Genomic DNA, 17,684 nt, shown 5'->3' with positions numbered 1-17,684 from the left:
GCGCGGAGTGCGCCAGTTACCGCCCCGCAATCGCCTCCCGTCCCAGCACGCCGGCGCTGGCCAGCAGCCGCAGACGGGCCGCGCGCCACTCCCCCTGGCAGCGGATGCGCTCCTGCTGCGCTTCCAGCAGCGCCGACTGCGTGGCCAGCATTTCCAGGATGTCCGCCGCGCCCAGGCCGAACTTGCGCTGCACGCTGGCCTGCGCCTCCTGCGCCGCGTCCAGCCAGGTGCGCGAGGCCGCCAGGTTGGCCAGCGCCATGTCCGCTTCCGCGTGCGCTTTCACCAGCTCCATCAGGGTCTGCTGCTGCGTTTCCTGCGCCTCGGCCTCCTTTTGCGCCACCTGCGCCTGCGCGCCGCGCACCTTGTAGCCGCGCGCGTAGCCGTCGAACAGGGGAATGTTCAGCGACACGCCGACCAGGGTTTCGCGTGTCGAGGCGGGCGACAAGCCCTGGTTCGGGCGGCCGTTCTGGTAGAAATTGGCCGTCAGGTCCATGCTGGGACGGCCCTCCGAGCGGGCCACGGCCACCCGTTCGCGCGCCGCCGCCACCTGCGCCTGCGCCGCCACGATGGCGGGATGGCGGACCTGCGCCTGCGCCAGCCAGGCCTGCAAGTCCTCGCGCAGGCCGGACGCCGGCGCATCCGCGTCGTCCCCCACGGTCACGCCGGCGCCGGCCGGCAAGCCCAGGATATAAATGAGGACCGCGCGCGCCTTGTCATCTTCGCCGCCGGCGCGGCTGGCGCCCAGCGCCGCCTTGGCCAGCGCGCTTTCCGCCTGCAGGGTGTCGCTGTGCGAGCCCAGTCCCCGCTGCGCGCGGCGCCGCGTCGCCGCCACCGTGTCCTGCGCCAGCGCCTGGTATTCCCGCCGCATCCGCGCAGTCGCTTGCGCCGTTTGCGCGTCAAAATACGCGCCGACGGCCGCCGCCAGGGTCTTTTGCAGCACCGCGTCGCGGTTGGCCAGGGCCGCGTCCAGCAGCGCCGTGGCGCCGCGCTGGCCCGCCGCGCGGCCGCCGAAGTCGAACAGCCGCCAGGAAAAGCTCAGCGAGCCCGTATTGCTGGTCAAGCTGCTGGAAGCGCTGGCGGCGCCCGGATAGGCCGTGCGGTCGTGCACGCGGCTCAGGCCCGCATTCAGGGTCGGCAGGTAGGCGGCCCTCGCTTCGCCCAGGCCGGCCGCCTGCAGCTGGATGCCGGCCCAGGCGCCGCGCACCTGCGCGTTGTGGCACAGGGCCAGGTCGATGGCCGCCGGCAGGCTCATGGGCGTGGCTGCGTCGTACGACGGCGGGCATGGGGCGGCGACGCTGTCGCCCGGCAGCAGGCGGCCGCCATCGGGCAAGCGCGGCTGCGCGCGCAGGGGATCGTCGCGCCAGCCGGCGTGCGCCGGCAGCGCGCACAGCAGCAAGCCGGCGCTGAACACGGCGGCGCGAGCGCTAGCGTTCATGCAGCGCCTCCTTCTGGTGCTGCACCAGCGGCGAGAGCACGTATTCGATCACCCGCCTCGTGCCCGTGCGGATTTCCGCGCGCACGGCCATGCCGGCCGACAGCGGCACCACTCTGCCGTCGATGACGATGGCCGGCTGGCGCAGCGTGATCCTGACGGCATACACGAGGCCTTTCTTGTCATCCTCGACGGCATCGCGCGAGACGCTGCTGACGACGGCGGGCACGGTGCCGTACTTCGTGAAGTCGAAGGCGTCGACCTTGATGGCGACCGCCTGCCCTTCCTGCACGAAACCGACGTCGCGGTTTTCCAGCACGGCGTCGATTTCCAGCCGGCCCTGGCGCGGCACGATCTGCATCAGCGCCTGCGCGGCCGGCACCACGCCGCCCACCGTGTGCAGCTTGAGCTGCTGCACCGTGCCGTCGACGGGCGCCGTCAGGCGCAGCAGGCTGCCGCGGGCGCCAGCGCGGCGCGCGTCCTGGCCGCTGGCGGCCGCCACCCGCGCGCCTTCCGCCAGCGCATCGTAGGCATCCTTGCGCGTCTGCGCCAGCAGGGCGGCGCGCTCGCTGCGGGCCGATGCCAGCTGGCCGGCCAGGTCGATGCGCGCCTGTTCCTTTTCCAGCCAGGCATGTTCGGCCACGTCGCGCGTGTCGGCCAGGGCCCTGTAGTCGGCGGCCCGCTGCGCCGCCAGCGGCAGCGCCTGCGCATAGCGGGCGATTTCCCCGTCGATGTGGGCAAGCCGGGTGCGGAAAGCGGCATACTGGCCATCCAGGTGGCCTTGCGCCTCTTCCCGCTGGGCGGCGGAGGCGGCGGGCGGCGCCACCAGCTTCGGCAGGGCCAGGGAGTCGACGGCGCCGATCAGCGCGCGCGAACGGGCCACTTGCAGCGCGGCCGCCACGGCGTCGCCGGCAGCCCTGTCGCGCTCGGCATCAGGGCCGCGGCTGTCCAGCTCCACGAGCAGCTCGCCCGCCTTGACGGCCTGCCCTTCGCGCACATGCAGGGCGCGCACGGCCGCCACGTCGACGGAGGCGATGGTCTTGCTGTTGCCCGACGGGATGATCTTGCCGGCCGCATTGACGATGATGTCGACCCGGCCGAAGATGGCCCACAGCAGCACGCAAGCGACCAGCAGCATCAGCACGCGCGCCGTGACGCGCAAGGTGGGCGACACGGGCCGCTCCTGCAGCGCCAGCGCGGCCGGCAGGAAGGCCGCTTCGTCTTCGCTGAGCACGGGTCCGCTCATGGCGGCGCGGTGGCGCCAGCTGTGCCGCAGCACTGCGGCATAGCGCTTGAATAAGTCGGCGTAGGCCGCCAGGCGGTGGCCGGCGCTCATGCCGCGCTCCCGCTGCTGCCCTGCTGCAGGCCGTGCAGGTGGGCGTAGATACCGCCCGGCAACGCCAGCAGCGCCGCATGGCTGCCGATCTCGGCCACCTGGCCCCGTTCCATGACGACGATGCGGTGCGCCTCGCGCACGGCCGACAGGCGGTGGGCGATGATCAGCACGGTGCGTCCCGCGCAAATGCCGCGCATATTGTCCTGGATGATTTTTTCCGATTCATAATCGAGTGCGCTGGTCGCCTCGTCAAAGATCAGGATGCGCGGATTGCCGATGAGGGCGCGGGCGATGGCGATGCGCTGGCGCTGGCCGCCCGACAGGCCCGTGCCATGCTCGCCCACCATGGTGTCGTAGCCTTCCGGTAATTCGCAAATAAAGTCGTGGGCGCCCGCCAGTTTCGCCACGGCGATGACGGCGTCGATGGGCAGCGCCGGGTCGCTGAGGGCGATGTTGTCGCGCACGGAGCGGTTGAAGAGGATATTTTCCTGCAGCACCACGCCGATCTGGCGCCGCAGCGACGCCGTGTCGATGACGGCGATGTCCTGCCCGTCGATCAGCACCTTGCCCCGCTCGGGGATGTACAGGCGCTGCGCCAGCCGCGTCAGGGTGCTCTTGCCGGAACCGGAACGCCCGACGATGCCGATCACTTCGCCGGGCGCGATGGCCACCGACACATCGCGCAGCACCTCGGCCGCGTCGGGCCGGTAGCGGAAGCCCACTTGCTGGAAGTCGATGGCGCCGGCGATGCGCGGCAGGCGCGCCTTCTGGCTGCCTCCGCCCTGGCTGCCCGGTTCCGTCCGCGCGTTGAGGATATCGCCCAGCCGGCTCATGGAAATGCCCACTTGCTGGAAATCATTCCACAGCTGCGCCAGGCGCAGGATGGGCGAGGCCACCTGCCCGGCCAGCATGTTGAACGCCACCAGTTCGCCCACCGTCATCCTGCCGTCGATGACGAGGGTGGCGCCCCACCACATGATGGCCGCCGTCACCAGCTTGCTGACGAGCGTGACGCCGCCGCTGGCCAGCATGCCGATATTGTTCGCCGACAAGCCCGCCGACACGTAGCCGGCCAGCTGCTTTTCCCATTGCTGCTGCCAGCGCGGCTCCACGGCCATGGCCTTGACCGTGTCGACGCCGCTGATGGTTTCGACCAGGAAAGACTGGTTTTCCGCGCTGCGGTTGAATTTCTCGTTCAGGCGCCCCCGCAGCACGGGCGTGAGCAGCATCGACAGGGCCGCGTAGACGGGAATCGAGGCCAGCACGACGACGCTGAGCGCGGCGCTGTACCACAGCATGGCGGCGATGAAGATGAAGGAAAACAGCAAGTCCAGCACGAGGGTCATGGCATTGCCGGTGAGAAAAGAGCGGATGTTTTCCAGCTCGTGGATGCGCGCCACGGAATCGCCCACCCGGCGCGCCTGGAAATACGCGATCGGCAGGGCCAGCAGGTGGCGGAACAGGCGCGCGCCCAGCTCCACGTCGATCTTGCTGCTGGTGCGCGCGAAAACATAGGTGCGGATGAGGCTGAGCACGGCTTCGAAGACGATGGCGCAGACCAGGCCGATGGCCACCACGTGCAGGGTTTGCATGGCGTGGTTGACCAGCACCTTGTCCATTACCACCTGGAAAAACAGGGGCGTGACCAGGCCGATCAGCTGCAGCACGCAGGAAATCAGCAGCACTTCGCCCAGCAGCCGGCGGTACTTGACGACGGCGGGGATGAACCAGCTGAAGTCGAAGCGGGCCGTCTCGCCCGCGAAACTGGCCTTGCTGGTGAAAAAGATCATTTCGCCCGACCAGGCGGCGAAAAAGGCATCGCGGCCCAGTATCTGCGGCGGCTGGCCCGGATGCTGGATCAGCACCTTGCTGACGCCGCCATCGCCCGTCTCGACCTTGGCAAGAATAAAGAAGCGCCCGTCGGCGGCGATGGCGATGGCCGGCAGCGGCGCCTGCGCCAGCCGTTCAGGAGGCTGGCGCACCAGCCTGGCCGTCAAGCCCAGCTGGCGGGCGGCCAGCACGATGGTTTGCCGCGTGAACACGGCCTGGCCGAAAGCGTGCCTGAGCTGGGCGCCATCGGCGGCGATGCCATGCAGGCTGGCCATCAGCAGCAGCGACTGCAAGCCCGTGTCGGGCGGCGTTTTGTCAAGGGGCGGCGGATCGTTGCTGTATGGGAGTGCGGTCATCGGATCATATCAAAAATTCAATGACGCAGCCAGGCCGCGACGAAAGTATCGGGCTGGCTGCGTGCGGGTGGATCTAGTTGCTCAAGGGATTAATACGGGATTAATGCGCTGCCGCCAGCTGGATCTGCGCGACCTGGCCGCCATGGGCCGACCAGGGCGCCGACGCCGACGCCGGCACGGCAAAGCCGGCCATGGCTTGCACCAGCTGCGCCGGATCGGCTTGCCAACTGCCGCTGGCCGCCTGGCTGGCGGCGCCGAACGTCTGGCTGGCGCGCCAGTTCTGCGCCAGCACGGGCGCCAGGGTGGCGGCCGTGCCGGCAGGCAGGGTCAGCTGGCCCAGGGGCGGCGGCGTCAGGCCCGCCATCGCCTGCACCAGCTTTTGCACATTGCTGCCCAGCAGCACGCGGCCATCGGCCATGCGGAATTCCTCGATGCTCGCCCCCGTGGCCGCATACCAGCCCGTGATGCTGATCTTGTCCGTGGTGCCGATGGTGCTCACCTCCAGGTTCGTGCCCACCTGGCGGAACCACAGTTGCTCGGCGCTGACGCCGGCCAGGAAGGCCACCACGTCATGGCTGCCCGCCTCGTTGGCTTCATTGATGACATCGACGCCATCGCCGCGGGCAAAGATATAGGTATCGTTGCCCAGCGTGCCGGACAGGATGTCGTCGCCCTTGCCCCCTTGCAGGGTATCGTTGCCCAGGGCGCCCACCAGGATATTCTTGAGCTCGTTGCCGGTCAGCACATCATCGAACTTGCTGCCGACCACGGCATTGAAGTTGGCCAGTACGTCGACGCCCGCGCGCGCTACCAGCGGCGTGCCGACAGGCGCGAAAACGGCCGTCACGCCCGTGCTGGCGCCGACGTAATTGACGGCGTTGCCCTCGCCGGCGCCATCAAGCACATTGCCGCCAGGGGTCTCGACGAAAAAGACGTTATTCGTGTAGGCGCTGCCCGTCACCGTCAGGCCCGGGCCGTTGAGGCGCACGCGTTCGACATTGTCGGCCACCGTGTAGTCGACGCTGGTGTACACGGTGTCGGTGCCGCCATTGCCCCGTTCGACGATGAAGTCGCCGCTGTGGTTGACGTAATACGTGTCGTCGCCGCCCAAGCCTTCCATCAGGTCGGCGCCCGCGGAGCCCGTGATGACATCGGCATTCGCCGTGCCGGTGAAGGTTTGCCCCGTCGGCTGCGTGGGACCGTTGAAGTGCCAGGCCTGGGCCAGCACGGGCGCCAGGATGGCAGCCGTGCCGGCAGGCAGGGTCAGCTGGCCCAGCGGCGGCGGCGTCAGGTTCGCCATCGCCTGCACCAGCAGCTGCACGTCGGCGCCGCGCAGGATGTGGCCGGCGGCCGTGCGGAATTCCTCGATATTCGGCACGGCCCCGTTCCAGGCGCGGATGGTGATCTTGTCGGTGGTGCCGATGGTGCTCACCTCCAGGTCATTGCCCACCTGGCGGAACCACAGCTGGTCGATGTTGACGCCGGCGAGGAAAGCGATGGCATCGTAACCGGCATCGGCCGAGGCTTCGAGTATGAGGTCGTCGCCGTCGCCGCGGCCAAAGACATAGATATCGTCGCCCAGGCCGCCGGTCAGCACGTCGTCGCCCTTGCCGCCTTGCAAGGTATCGTTGCCGAGGCCGCCGGACAGGGTGTTGGCCCGCTCGTTGCCTGACAGCACGTCGTCATAGGCGCTGCCTTCCACGCTGCTGAAATTGACGAGCACGTCGCTGCCGGGGGCCGCCGTGGGCGTGCCGTTGATGGAGTACAGCGTGGCCACGGCGCCCGTTTTGGCGCCGGCATAGGTGGCGACATTGTCGAGTCCGGCGCCCAGCAGCAGGTTGCCGCCGCTGACGTCGACATGGAAACGCTGGTCGTTACTGCTGCCGGTGACCGTCAGGCCCGATGCGCTGACATGCACCTCCTCGACATGCGCGGCCACCGTGTAATTGGCGCTGACGTAGACAGTGTCGCGTCCGCCGCCCGCCTGTTCAACCACGACGTCGCCGCTGTGGTTGACATAATAGATGTCGTCGCCAGCCAGGCCGATCATCACGTCGGCGCCCGCCGTGCCCTTGATGATGTCCGCGTTCGCCGTGCCGGTGAAGCTGCCATTGCTGGGCTGGCCCGGGCCTTCCGTGCGCCAGTTCTGCGCCAGCGCCGGTGCCAGGGCGGCCGCCGTGCCGGCAGGCAGGGTCAGCTGTCCCAGCGGCGGCAGGGCCAGGCCCGCCATCGCCTGCACCAGCTTTTGCACGTCACTGCCCAGCAGCACGCGGCCATCGGCCGTGCGGAACTGTTCGATGCGCGGCCCCGTGCCGGAGAACCAGGCATTGATGGTGACCTTGTCCGTCGTGCCGATGGTGCTCACTTCCAGGTTCGCGCCCACCTGGCGGAACCACAGCTGGTCGGCGCCGATGCCGGCCAGGAAGGAGACGATGTTGTGGCTGCCAGCCTCTTCCGTCTCGACGATGACGTCGGCGCCATCGCCACGGGCAAAGATGTAGGTATCGTCGCCCTGCATGCCGGCCAGGGTATCGTCGCCCTTGCCTCCACGCAAAGTATCGTTGCCGAAGCCGCCCACGAGGGCATTTTTCAGTTCATTGCCGGTCAGGACGTCGTCGAACTTGCTGCCGACCATGCTCATCAGGTTGATCAGCACGTCGCTGCCTGCAGGCGCCGCCAGCGGGTCATTCGCCCCCAGCAGCGTCGCCGTCACGCCCTTGTCGGAAGCTACGTAGTTGACCGAGTTGCCGGTGCCGCCGCCATCGATCCGGTTGCCGCCGGCCACACTGACGTGAAAGACATTATTGGTGTTGGCGCTGCCCGTCACCGTCAGGCCGGCGGCCGTCAGGCGCACGTTCTCGACATTGTCCGGCACCGCGTAGTCGACGCTGGTGTACACGGTATCCGTGCCGCCGTTGGCCAGCTCGACGATCACGTCGCCGCTGTGGTTGACGTAATACGTGTCGTCGCCGGCCAGGCCTTCGAGCACGTCGGCGCCCGCGGTGCCCGTGAGGACATCGGCGTTCGCCGTGCCGACAAATCGCTGCGGGGCCGCCAGCGCGGCGCTGTTCAGGTAAGCCTCGATGGCGGAGACGCTGGTGTCGGATGCAATTTTTTCAGTCATGTTGCAGTTTCCTGTCGTTAAACTTCAAACCAAGATGGAATATGCCGGCGCAGGCCGGCATGCCAGGCAAAAGTCCCGGCAGCATGAGCAGGCACCGCGGCGTGCACCGTCAAGGCTCAGGCACTTTCGGCGCGTGGACGAAGCGGGTTGATCCGCCGCGTCCGATGCGCCTGATACTGACGTTCAAGGAAGGGAAACACTGTTATTTGTCATGCAAATGTCATGAAGCACGCGCCTGAGCGCGCAGGCGGCATGGCCGCGCATCAAGCAAGCAAGGCGGGAATGGGCAGTGCGCTGGCGGGGCGCTGGCGCGACTGCTGCTGTCTTGATTGCGAACGGGGACGAGAAGCCGATCGGCTCAGGCGTCGAGGCCGTAGAACACGGCAACGAGGATGGCGATGTTGTTGCAGGCGCGGGAAAACGCCGTCGTCGTGTAGGCGGCGGCCACGCCCGGGCCACGGTAGCGCAGGTACACAAAGCTGAACATGGCGCCCGAGCCCAGCGCGACAATGGCGTGCAGCAAGCCGCCGCTGATGTAATGCACGATGCCCCACAGAATGGCGCCGACGAAAATGCTCAGCTGGCGGCCGGCGCCCAGGCGCTTGAGGATTTCCAGCGGCAGGAGCTGGCCGAGGAAGGTTTCCAGGATGGGGGAATAGATGACGACCCAGAACACCAGCATGGGCAGCGAGACTTCGCGCTTGAACTTGGCCAGGCCCGTGTGCGCGCCCCAATATTCGGGCGGCAGCAGCCATTTGGTGACAAACAGGATGACAAAGCACAGCACGCAGGTGAGCAAGCCCCAGCCGAGGCCGGCCAAAGCCTGCTGCAGCACGGGCGGCGCCGGTTTGTCGGCACCGTCCGGACTGGACATATCGTCGCTGCTGCGCACTTGCATGAGAAGTCCTGGCGGTGATCCAGCACTCATTGTAGCGCGTAACACGGCGCATGGCGCGCCGCTGGATGGCCAGATCCGGCCTCAGGCCGCCAGACGCAGGGGGCCGCTGGCCGGCTTGGCCAGTTTGAAGATGCCCACTTCCTGCTCCAGCTGGGCCGCCTGCTGCTGCAATTCGTGCGCGGCGGCGGCCGCCTGCTCCACCAGGGCCGCGTTTTGCTGGGTCACCCGGTCCATGTCGACGATGGCGCGGTTGACTTGTTCGATGCCGGCGCCCTGCTCCTGCGTGGCGTGGCTGATCTCGGCCATGATGCCCGTGACCCGGCCGATGCCGGCCACCACGTCATGCATGGTGGCGCCCGCCTGTTCGACCAGCACGGTGCCCGTGCCGACCTTGCTGACGGAATCGTCGATCAGCACCTTGATTTCGCGCGCGGCGGCGCTGGAACGCTGCGCCAGATTGCGCACTTCCGTGGCGACGACGGCAAAGCCACGGCCTTGCTCGCCCGCGCGCGCCGCTTCCACGGCCGCGTTCAGGGCCAGGATATTCGTCTGGAAAGCGATGCTGTCGATGACGCCGATGATGTCGACGATCTTGTTCGACGAGGCATTGATCAAACCCATGGTGTGCACCACCTCGGCCACGGCCTTGCCGCCCTGCTCCGACACGTGCGACGCTTCGCGCGCCAGGCGGTTGGCCTGCTGCGCGTTGTCCGCATTCTGGCGCACGGTGGAAATCAGTTCTTCCATCGACGACGCCACTTCTTCCAGCGAACCGGCCTGCTGCTCCGTGCGCTGCGACAGGTCGCGGTTGCCCGTGGCGATTTCCGTCGATGCCGTGGCGATGCTTTCCGTGCCGTGGCGCACCTTGCCGACGATGGCGGCCAGGTTGTCGCGCATGGTCTTGATGGCGAACAGCAGGCTGCTGTCGTCGCCCTCGCGCGTGTGCACGTCGATGGCCAGCTCGCCCTGCGCGATGCGGCCGGCGATGGATGCCGCATACGCCGGTTCGCCGCCCAGCTGGCGCAGCAGGCCGCGCGTGATGACGGTGGCGACAAGGATGCACAGCAGCACGCTCAGCGCGGCCAGCACGCCGATCCAGCGCAGCGACTGGGCGTGGATGGCGCGCGCGTCCGCACTCGCCTGTTCCGACTCGCGCTGCACGGATTTTAGTACGGCATCGATATCGGCGACGATCTGGCGCCGCAAGGGACTGCATTCATCGACGAGGAAGGTGCCGTACTGCTCCATTTGTCCCGCAGCGCGGAACTGGCGCGGGCGCAGCAGCTCCTGCGCCATGGCTTTCAAGCCCGTGCTGACCTTGTCGAACTGGGCATCGCCGGCAAATTTCGGCGCCAGCCTGGCCAGCGCGTCCAGGTACAGGTTTTTTTGGCTGTCGAGGATGGCCAGCTCTTTTTCGGCGGCCGCCTGGTCATGGAAGATATACGCGTTGCGGGCCGCCAAACCCGTCTGGTCCAGCGCTTCGCGCGCCACGTACAGCGGTTCGAGTTTTTCCAGCTGAACCTTTTCCTGCGCCTCCATTGCACTGGAAATGGCGCCGATGCGCAGCAGCGCGAAGGCGGACAGCACCAGCATCAGGATGACCAGCACGGCAAAGCCGGCGCTCAAGCGGGCGCCAATCGTCAAGCGGTTGAATGACTTCATTGTTTTTGTGTTGCCCTATTAATCAATAAAAAGTTGAATGTGTGGCCGGTGCCATGGGAACCGGCCATCTGCTGGACGTCGTCTTGCCGCTCCCGCCTGGGCGGGATGGGCATCTAACTGGCGTTTTTTGGGCAGTCAGCTTCTATTTCGGGCAATGTGCAGGCGCGTGCGAGAACCCGGCGCGACACAAGAGCGGACTGAATTATAAGCGAACAACGTTATTTATAATTCCATGAGGCCATTTTTAATGCCTTGATGCAGGTCAATCACAGCGAATTCACTGTGCGCCGGGCGCGTCGATGACCGCCATGGTGATGCGCGAGATGCAGCACAGTTTGCCCTGCTCGTCGACGATGCGGATTTCCCATACCTGGCTGGTGCGGCCACGGTGGATGGGCGTGGCCCGGCCTGTCACCAGGCCGCCGCGCACGCCGCGCACCTGGTTGGCATTGATTTCCTGTCCCACGCTCACCTGCTTGCTGCTGTCGAGGCAGGCATTCGCCGCCATGCTGCCCAGGGTTTCGGCCAGCAGCACGGAAGCGCCGCCATGCAGGAGCTTGAAAGGCTGCATGGTGCGGTGGTCGACGGGCATGGTCGCCTCGATCCAGTCCGGGCCGAAAGCCGTGAATGCGATGCCCAGGTGGCGCATCGCCGTGCCCTCGCTGGCGGCGTTGAGCGTGGCCAGGTCGAGCGGTGCGTGCCAGATATCCATCATTACCCCTTGAAAGTGATCAAATGAGCATATTGTAGGGCAGCCGTGCCGTGGATGCCGCTTCATGATTCCTTCACCCAGGTGCAGGATGGAGAAGGCATTAACTGGTTATAATTGCCCCATTCTTAAAAAACGAGGTTGTGTATGAAGTGGGCCTTGCTGGGCATTTTTGTGTTTTCTGTTTTACATATTCATTTTCGGGGCAAGGTGCGCCTGCCGTTCCGCCGCCAGATCTTCGATCATTCCTCGTTCATGGCGCCGCTGAACCTGTTCATGCACACCTTTTCCAAGGTGCCGGCCACGCCCTATCTGTCGGTCGAGCAATTCCCGGAACTGGCGCCGCTGCAGCAGAACTGGCAAATCATCCGTGATGAAGCGCTGCGCATGCAGGAAATGAAAAAGATCAAGGCGGCCGAGAAGAACAATGACGTGGGTTTCAATTCCTTCTTCAAGTATGGCTGGAAGCGTTTCTACCTGAAATGGTATGACGCCAATCACCCGTCGGCGCAGCAGATGTGCCCGCAAACCTATGCGCTGCTGCAATCGATTCCGTCGATTAAGGCCGCCATGTTCGCGGAACTGCCGCAAGGCGGCAAGCTCAACCCCCACCGCGACCCGTTCGCCGGCTCCCTGCGCTACCACCTGGGCTTGCAGACGCCCAACGACGACCGCTGCTTCATCGACGTCGATGGCGAGCGCCACAGCTGGCGCGACGGCCAGGCCGTGATGTTCGATGAAACCTATATCCACTGGGCGCGCAACGATGCCGACAGCGACCGCATCATCCTGTTCTGCGACATCGAGCGGCCGATGCGCTACCGCTGGGCGCAAGCGCTGAACCGCTGGCTGGGCCGCACCCTGATGACGGCCGCCGCCTCGCCCAACGAACTGGGCGACCAGGTGGGCGGCGTGAGCAAGCTGTTCCAGATTTCCTGGACCATGGGCCAGTATCGCCGCCGCTTCAAGGCGTGGAACAAGACGGCCTACCAGGTCACGCGCGTGGCGCTGGTGGTCGGCATCATCGCGCTGATTTATTTCATTTAAGCGCTGGCTTCGCCACGTAAAAAACCGCCCTCGGGCGGTTTTTTTATGCCGCGGCGCATTGTGTGCCCCTTGCCGTATCGCTTGCGGTACGATGCGCCTTCACAAGACACGCACTGCCCGGACGGGAAGGAAAAAATGGCCGAACGCGACCACAAATACGACATCCAGATTGGCGAGGAGGAATGGATCGAGAATATCGATATTGCCGGGCGCTATGCGCAAGCCGTCAATATCGACGAGCAGCTGACGGGGCTATGGCCCTTGCTCGACCGACTGGAAACCCATTGCGTGGCCGGCTGCTGCGGCTTTGACGCCTACGACTTCACGCGCGCAGGCATCGCCACCGCGCTCGCTGAACTCGAACCGGCGCAATTGCGGCAGTTAGCCGCGGCCTCTGTAACAGCCAGGCACGGCGTGGCCGGCGTCGCCAGCGAGGTAATGATGAGTGAACGCATGAACAACCTGGCGCACAAGCGCGTGTTTCTGCGGCTGCTGGAACACGTGGACGGCTGCCTGTCGGGCCGCTAGTCCCGTGCAGCGCCTGGCCGGGCAGCGAAGCCGATGCGCAAGTTGGGACGGAAGTTGATGCGGAAATGGATGCGAAAATCATCGGCCGCTTGACCTTCTCCACGCGGGAAGGTCTAAGGTGACGGCACTCAAGGAGATTACCGTATGCCAAAAATCACCGTACTGCCCCACCACGAACTGGCGCCCGGCGGCGCCGTCATCGACGCGCCCGAGAGCATGAGCATCTGCGATGCCTTGCTGGCCCATCACATTGAAATCGAACACGCCTGTGGCCAGGTCGGCGCCTGCTCCACCTGCCACGTGGTGGTGGTGCAGGGTTTCGAGTCGCTCAACGGCCTGGGCGACAACGAGGAAGACATGCTCGACCAGGCCTGGGGCTTGCAGCCGCACTCGCGCCTGTCCTGCCAGGCGCGCCTGCGCACGCAGGACGTGACGGTGGAAATTCCCCGGTACACGCTGAATCACGCCAAGGAGAAAAGTTAATCGATCAACTTAGCGCCGCAGCGGCGCTTCGATCCCGGCCCCGGCATGTCGAACCGGTCCGGACAGGTCCGCCGCGCGATGCGCCCCCTGCTGTCTTCCCGTGCCCGCCAGCGATCATCCTGGCACGGGCGGCGCTTCGCCCGCGGCGTGGTTGACATCATTGAAACCGCGTTTGATTTCATCTGCCAAGCCGCTGGCATCATCCGCCGGCTACCACGCCTGTGCCAGCATGGGCAGCGCATTGCGATGCGCCCCTTGAAGAGATCCGCCATCTGTCGCTTGCCGCGGCAACGCGCGCAAGACGCCGTATTATTGATGTTTTTTTCGATGTGATGGGAACATGCTGATGCAGGAATTCAGATTCAACGTCTTTGGCACTTTGATTGCCGTGCGGGGAAATGCGGGCGCATGGCGCGCTTTCTATCTGGGAACGGAAGGCAAGCGGCGGCCCGCCGATTTCATTATCCCCGATGGGATGCAGGCCGAGGCGCTGGGCGAATATCTGGCGGACCTGTTCCATGAAGAGGCGACGCCACGCAATAACACGACAACGCAAATCAGCCCGGCGCATGGTCATACGTAAAAAGCAGCGGCCTTATTTTACCGGCTCGAACGTCACGGTCAAGCCGTTGCCGGTGGTCTGGATGCGCGTCGGCACGAATTGCACGCCCGCGTAGCGCAATTCATCGGGCTTGAACGTGTAGATCGGCGTTTCATGCATCAGCTGGTCGGCCACCAGGCTGGCCACCTTGGCGAACTGGCGCTGCTGCGACTCGTCCATGCCGTCGATGTTCACCCTGTCCACGCTCGCTTCGCTCAGGTAAACGGCGTTGCGCTGCGTATCGAGCACCAGGCGGCCGGACAGGGCCAGGTTGCCGCGCCAGTTCTGGCGGATGAAAGGCGGCGTGACGCTGGCATCGATGCTGAGGGCGACCCGCTCGCGTTCGGGCTGCAGCGTCAGTTGCGGATGCGTCAGCTTGACATCCAGCACGGACAGCACGCGCTTGTCGATGGGAAAGCGGCGCTCCAGGCCTTGCTGCATCTTGGCGAGCGACACGTTCACGTCGCGCGGGCCGATCAGGGTCGAGCACGAAGCCAGCGTGGCGCAAGCGATGGCGGCGATGACAGTGCTTTTCAGCAAGGGGCGGATGGCGGTCAAGTTCATGGCGGGACTCAGAGAAAAGATGCGCTATCTTACACACGCGCCTGCTTTCATACAAACGGCGCCCGGCTTGCGGCGGGCGCCGTTTTTTTACGTTGGCCTGATTAACGCACGAACAGGGCGATCAGGATGACGATGGGCAATGGAATACCCAGTAGCAGCAAGAGGATGGAACGCATGGCAGACTCCTTGAATGAATGGGTTTGATTTAAATGGTCACATGGCGCAGCACGCGCTCATGGTCGCGCTGGCGGCCGCCGAACGTCGCCGCCAGGCTCGCAACGAAGGCGCCAAGCAGCAAGGCGACAAACATCCACAGGGCCGTATGCGCACCGGCCTTGCGTGCCGTTTCCGCGGCCTGTTGGGCGGCAGCCTTGGCATCGGCGGCGGCCTTGGCGGCACGGCCGTAGACGGCATCCACACGCGCTTCCGCTTCAGCCTGGGTCAGGCCCGTGCGCTTGGCAACGATCTGGCCCAGGTAAGCGCGGTCATCGGCAGCCAGGCTGCCCGTGGACAGGCCCGTGGCAAAGATCTTGCCGATTTCCACGCGCTGGTCGGCGACCGTCACGCCTGGGTCCGTTACGGCTGGCGTCCCGGTGGCCGCGGCAGGCGCCGGCGCGGCACGCAGCAGCATGTCGGAGAAATAGTCGAGCGGATTGGCGCTGCTGCTGCCGCCGCTGCTGCCGCCCTCGCCCGCCTTGGCACCGGCCGCACCGGCGCCAGCCGCCGCCACGGGGCTGACTGCCGCCGCCACGCCGCTGCCCGCGTCGATGGCGCCGCTCAGCACGGCGCGCGTGCCGCCGGCCAGGATGGCGACGGTGATCAGGGTCGCCACGGCCCAGGCCAGCAAGCCATGCGCCGTATCGCGGAAATGCACTTCATCCGTATGAATGGAACTCCATTTCACGCGCAGACGGCCCGCCATGTAGCCGCCGATACCGGAGGCGGCCAGCTGCATGAAGGCCAGCCAGGCGATGGTGGACACGCCGACGGCCGTGGCGTTGAACGACCATGGCGAGACGGACGACAGGCCCAGGCCCACGCCGAGGATCAGCAGGATGAAGGACAAGGCGGCGGCCGCGGCGGCGCCCGCCAGCACGGCGCCCCAGGAAACGCCCGGATTGTTCAGGTCCGAAACGGACAATTGTGTAGCTTGCATGGAATACTCCCTTGGTTGGTAATTGGTTTTATGCAGTGCTCAGGCAGGTGCGCCCATCAGCTGTTCCTTGCGCGCCGCCATCTCCTGGCCCAGCGCATCAAGGTCGACGGCGGTGTGGCGCACCTTGGGAAACATGTCGTTTTCCTCTTCCTTGACGTGATGATCGATCTGCTCGGAGAGCACCTTGACCTTGGCGTCGTACAAGTCATCGGCCGGGTCCATCGCTTCGATCTGGGCGATGAGTTCCTTGGCGCTGGCGTGCTCGACGACGGCTTCGTCCATCAGGTCGCCGTCGTGGATGGGACGGCGCACGGCCGGATAGAAGATCTCTTCCTCCAGCTGCGTGTGCACGGTGAGTTCCTGGCAGATCTGGTCGGCCAGTTTTTTCTTGGTAGCAAAGGAGCGGTCGCTCAAGCCTTCATACTGGGCAAACAGGGCCTTGACAGCCTTGTGGTCCTTCATCAATAAACTGATCGCGTTCATGGCGCCTCCTCGATGTCGATGAGGCTAGGATGCGCCGTGGCCGGCGCAACGTATGTGCGGCGCCATACACAATATTAATATTTAGTCACTTGCCTACTTGATGCCGTGATGCCCCATCAAGTCATACAGCGTGGGCCGGCTCACGCCCAGCAGTTCGGCCGCCCTGGCGATATTGCCGTCGGCCCGCGCCAGCGCGCGCACCATGACCTTGTATTCGGCCGCCTCGCGCGCCTGGCGCAGGCTCAGCGATTCTTCCTCGCATGCCGGCTGGGCGCTGGCGGGCAGGCCCAGGTCGTCCGGCATGATCTGCGGGCCGTCGCTCATGATGACGGCCCGCTTGATGCAATTTTCCACTTCGCGCACATTGCCGGGCCAGCCATACGTTTCGATGAGCTGCAACGCGCCGGGGCTGAAATGCAGGGTGCTGCGCCCTTCGCCGGCACAGAATTTATTCTTGAAATGGTGGGCCAGCAAGGCCGCGTCGCCGGCCCGCTCGCGCAGCGGCGGGATGCGCAGCACGATTTCGCTGAGGCGGTAAAACAGGTCCTCGCGGAACCGTCCCTGTTCCGCCAGCACCTTCAGGTCCTGGTGCGTGGCGCAGACGATGCGCACGTCGACGGCGATCTCGCCCCGTCCGCCCACCCTTTCGATCACCCGCTCCTGCAGGAAGCGCAGCAGTTTCGCCTGCAGCGCCATGGGCATGTCGCCGATTTCATCGAGAAAGAAAGTGCCGCCGTGGGCCAGTTCGATCTTGCCCAGGGTTTGCCGCGCCGCGCCCGTAAACGCGCCCCGCTCGTAGCCGAACAGCTCGCTTTCCAGCAGGTTTTCCGGAATCGCCGCGCAATTGATGGCGACGAAGCGCTGCGCATGGCGGCTCGACAGCGCGTGCAGGCCCCGCGCGATGCGCTCCTTGCCGCTGCCCGAATCACCCAGCAGCATCACGCTGGCCGACGAGGGCGCCACTTTTTCCACGCTGCGGCACAGTTTCAGCATGCCGGGATCGCGGCTGACGATGCCGGCCAGGGGCGAATCAGCCTGCGTCTGCAGCATGCGACGGTTTTCCTGCTGCATGGCGTGCAGGTAAAAGGCGCGCGCGATGACCAGGCCCAGCATGTCGGCGTCGAACGGCTTCTGGTGGAAATCGTAGGCGCCCAAGGCGATCGCCTTCAAGGCATGGGCGCGTTCCTGGTTGCCCGAGAGGATGATGACTTTCGTGTCCGGCGCCAGCGCGAGAATCTGCTGCAAGGTGGCCAGCCCTTCCGTGGCGCCATCGGGGTCGGGCGGCAAGCCCAGGTCCATCGTCACCACGGCCGGCTGGTGGCGCCGCACCAGCGCCAGCGCCGCTTCGCGCTCGCCCGCCAGCAAGACGTCGTACGCGTCAAAACTCCAGTGCAGCTGCTTTTGCAGGCCGGGATCGTCTTCGATGACCAGCAGTTTTTGTTTGGCCATGGGTATCGGCTCCAGTCAGGGGATAG

Annotated in this window: 15 protein-coding genes; 4 read left to right on the top strand and 11 right to left on the bottom strand. The window is 65.8% G+C overall.

What is annotated here, in order from left to right:
* Positions 1-16: 16 nt before the first annotated feature.
* The 7 genes from ACZ92H_RS17215 to ACZ92H_RS17185 form a co-directional block, all read right to left on the bottom strand.
* Positions 17-1,435 carry a TolC family protein gene (locus ACZ92H_RS17215; RefSeq protein WP_465050333.1) on the bottom strand — a complete coding sequence of 473 codons (1,419 nt, stop codon included), beginning with the start codon at positions 1,433-1,435 and terminating at the stop codon, positions 17-19.
* Positions 1,425-2,768, bottom strand: a complete 1,344-nt coding sequence (locus ACZ92H_RS17210; protein WP_465050332.1) for an HlyD family type I secretion periplasmic adaptor subunit — start codon at positions 2,766-2,768, stop codon at positions 1,425-1,427. The genes ACZ92H_RS17215 and ACZ92H_RS17210 overlap by 11 nt, the downstream gene beginning before the upstream one ends.
* Entirely contained in the window at positions 2,765-4,954 is a 2,190-nt protein-coding gene (locus ACZ92H_RS17205) for a type I secretion system permease/ATPase (RefSeq protein ID WP_465050331.1), read from the bottom strand. The genes ACZ92H_RS17210 and ACZ92H_RS17205 overlap by 4 nt, the downstream gene beginning before the upstream one ends.
* A gap of 100 nt (positions 4,955-5,054) precedes the next feature.
* A complete protein-coding gene (locus tag ACZ92H_RS17200) occupies positions 5,055-8,078 on the bottom strand; it encodes a calcium-binding protein (RefSeq protein WP_465050329.1) in 3,024 nt (1,007 codons plus the stop codon).
* Positions 8,079-8,436: 358 nt separating this feature from the next.
* A complete protein-coding gene (locus ACZ92H_RS17195; RefSeq protein WP_465050328.1) occupies positions 8,437-8,976 on the bottom strand; it encodes a hypothetical protein in 540 nt (179 codons plus the stop codon).
* 81 nt (positions 8,977-9,057) lie between these two features.
* Positions 9,058-10,638: a methyl-accepting chemotaxis protein gene (locus tag ACZ92H_RS17190; protein WP_465050327.1), complete on the bottom strand. Its 1,581-nt coding sequence runs from the start codon at positions 10,636-10,638 to the stop codon at positions 9,058-9,060.
* A gap of 277 nt (positions 10,639-10,915) precedes the next feature.
* A complete protein-coding gene (locus ACZ92H_RS17185; protein WP_465052362.1) occupies positions 10,916-11,353 on the bottom strand; it encodes a hotdog fold thioesterase in 438 nt (145 codons plus the stop codon).
* Positions 11,354-11,494: 141 nt separating this feature from the next.
* Between ACZ92H_RS17185 and lpxO the strand changes: the two genes are divergently transcribed.
* The 4 genes from lpxO to ACZ92H_RS17165 all read left to right on the top strand — a co-directional run bounded on the left by lpxO (position 11,495) and on the right by ACZ92H_RS17165 (position 13,988).
* Positions 11,495-12,394 carry a lipid A hydroxylase LpxO gene (gene lpxO, locus ACZ92H_RS17180; RefSeq protein WP_131369761.1) on the top strand — a complete coding sequence of 300 codons (900 nt, stop codon included), beginning with the start codon at positions 11,495-11,497 and terminating at the stop codon, positions 12,392-12,394.
* A 135-nt stretch (positions 12,395-12,529) separates the two neighbouring features.
* Positions 12,530-12,922, top strand: coding sequence for a DUF6331 family protein (locus ACZ92H_RS17175; RefSeq protein ID WP_465050325.1), 393 nt, complete (start codon positions 12,530-12,532; stop codon positions 12,920-12,922).
* Positions 12,923-13,066: 144 nt separating this feature from the next.
* Positions 13,067-13,405 carry an ISC system 2Fe-2S type ferredoxin gene (fdx, locus tag ACZ92H_RS17170; RefSeq protein ID WP_465050324.1) on the top strand — a complete coding sequence of 113 codons (339 nt, stop codon included), beginning with the start codon at positions 13,067-13,069 and terminating at the stop codon, positions 13,403-13,405.
* A 346-nt stretch (positions 13,406-13,751) separates the two neighbouring features.
* Positions 13,752-13,988, top strand: a complete 237-nt coding sequence (locus tag ACZ92H_RS17165) for a DUF7661 family protein (RefSeq protein WP_465050478.1) — start codon at positions 13,752-13,754, stop codon at positions 13,986-13,988.
* A gap of 12 nt (positions 13,989-14,000) precedes the next feature.
* On the opposite strand, the gene ACZ92H_RS17160 is transcribed toward ACZ92H_RS17165, so the two are convergent.
* The 4 genes from ACZ92H_RS17160 to prsR form a co-directional block, all read right to left on the bottom strand.
* Positions 14,001-14,570: a DUF1439 domain-containing protein gene (locus ACZ92H_RS17160; RefSeq protein ID WP_131369770.1), complete on the bottom strand. Its 570-nt coding sequence runs from the start codon at positions 14,568-14,570 to the stop codon at positions 14,001-14,003.
* A 205-nt stretch (positions 14,571-14,775) separates the two neighbouring features.
* Positions 14,776-15,726 (bottom strand): hypothetical protein, encoded by a 951-nt coding sequence (locus ACZ92H_RS17155; RefSeq protein ID WP_465050323.1) that lies wholly within the window; start codon positions 15,724-15,726, stop codon positions 14,776-14,778.
* A gap of 39 nt (positions 15,727-15,765) precedes the next feature.
* Positions 15,766-16,209, bottom strand: coding sequence for a hemerythrin domain-containing protein (locus tag ACZ92H_RS17150; RefSeq protein WP_131369776.1), 444 nt, complete (start codon positions 16,207-16,209; stop codon positions 15,766-15,768).
* Between the two features lie 93 nt (positions 16,210-16,302).
* A complete protein-coding gene (gene prsR / locus ACZ92H_RS17145; RefSeq protein WP_131369778.1) occupies positions 16,303-17,658 on the bottom strand; it encodes a PEP-CTERM-box response regulator transcription factor in 1,356 nt (451 codons plus the stop codon).
* Positions 17,659-17,684 lie beyond the last annotated feature (26 nt).

Source organism: Janthinobacterium foliorum (assembly GCF_978021625.1).
The sequence above is the reverse complement of the archived record's forward strand: the minus strand, read 5'-3'. Positions and strand labels throughout refer to the sequence as shown.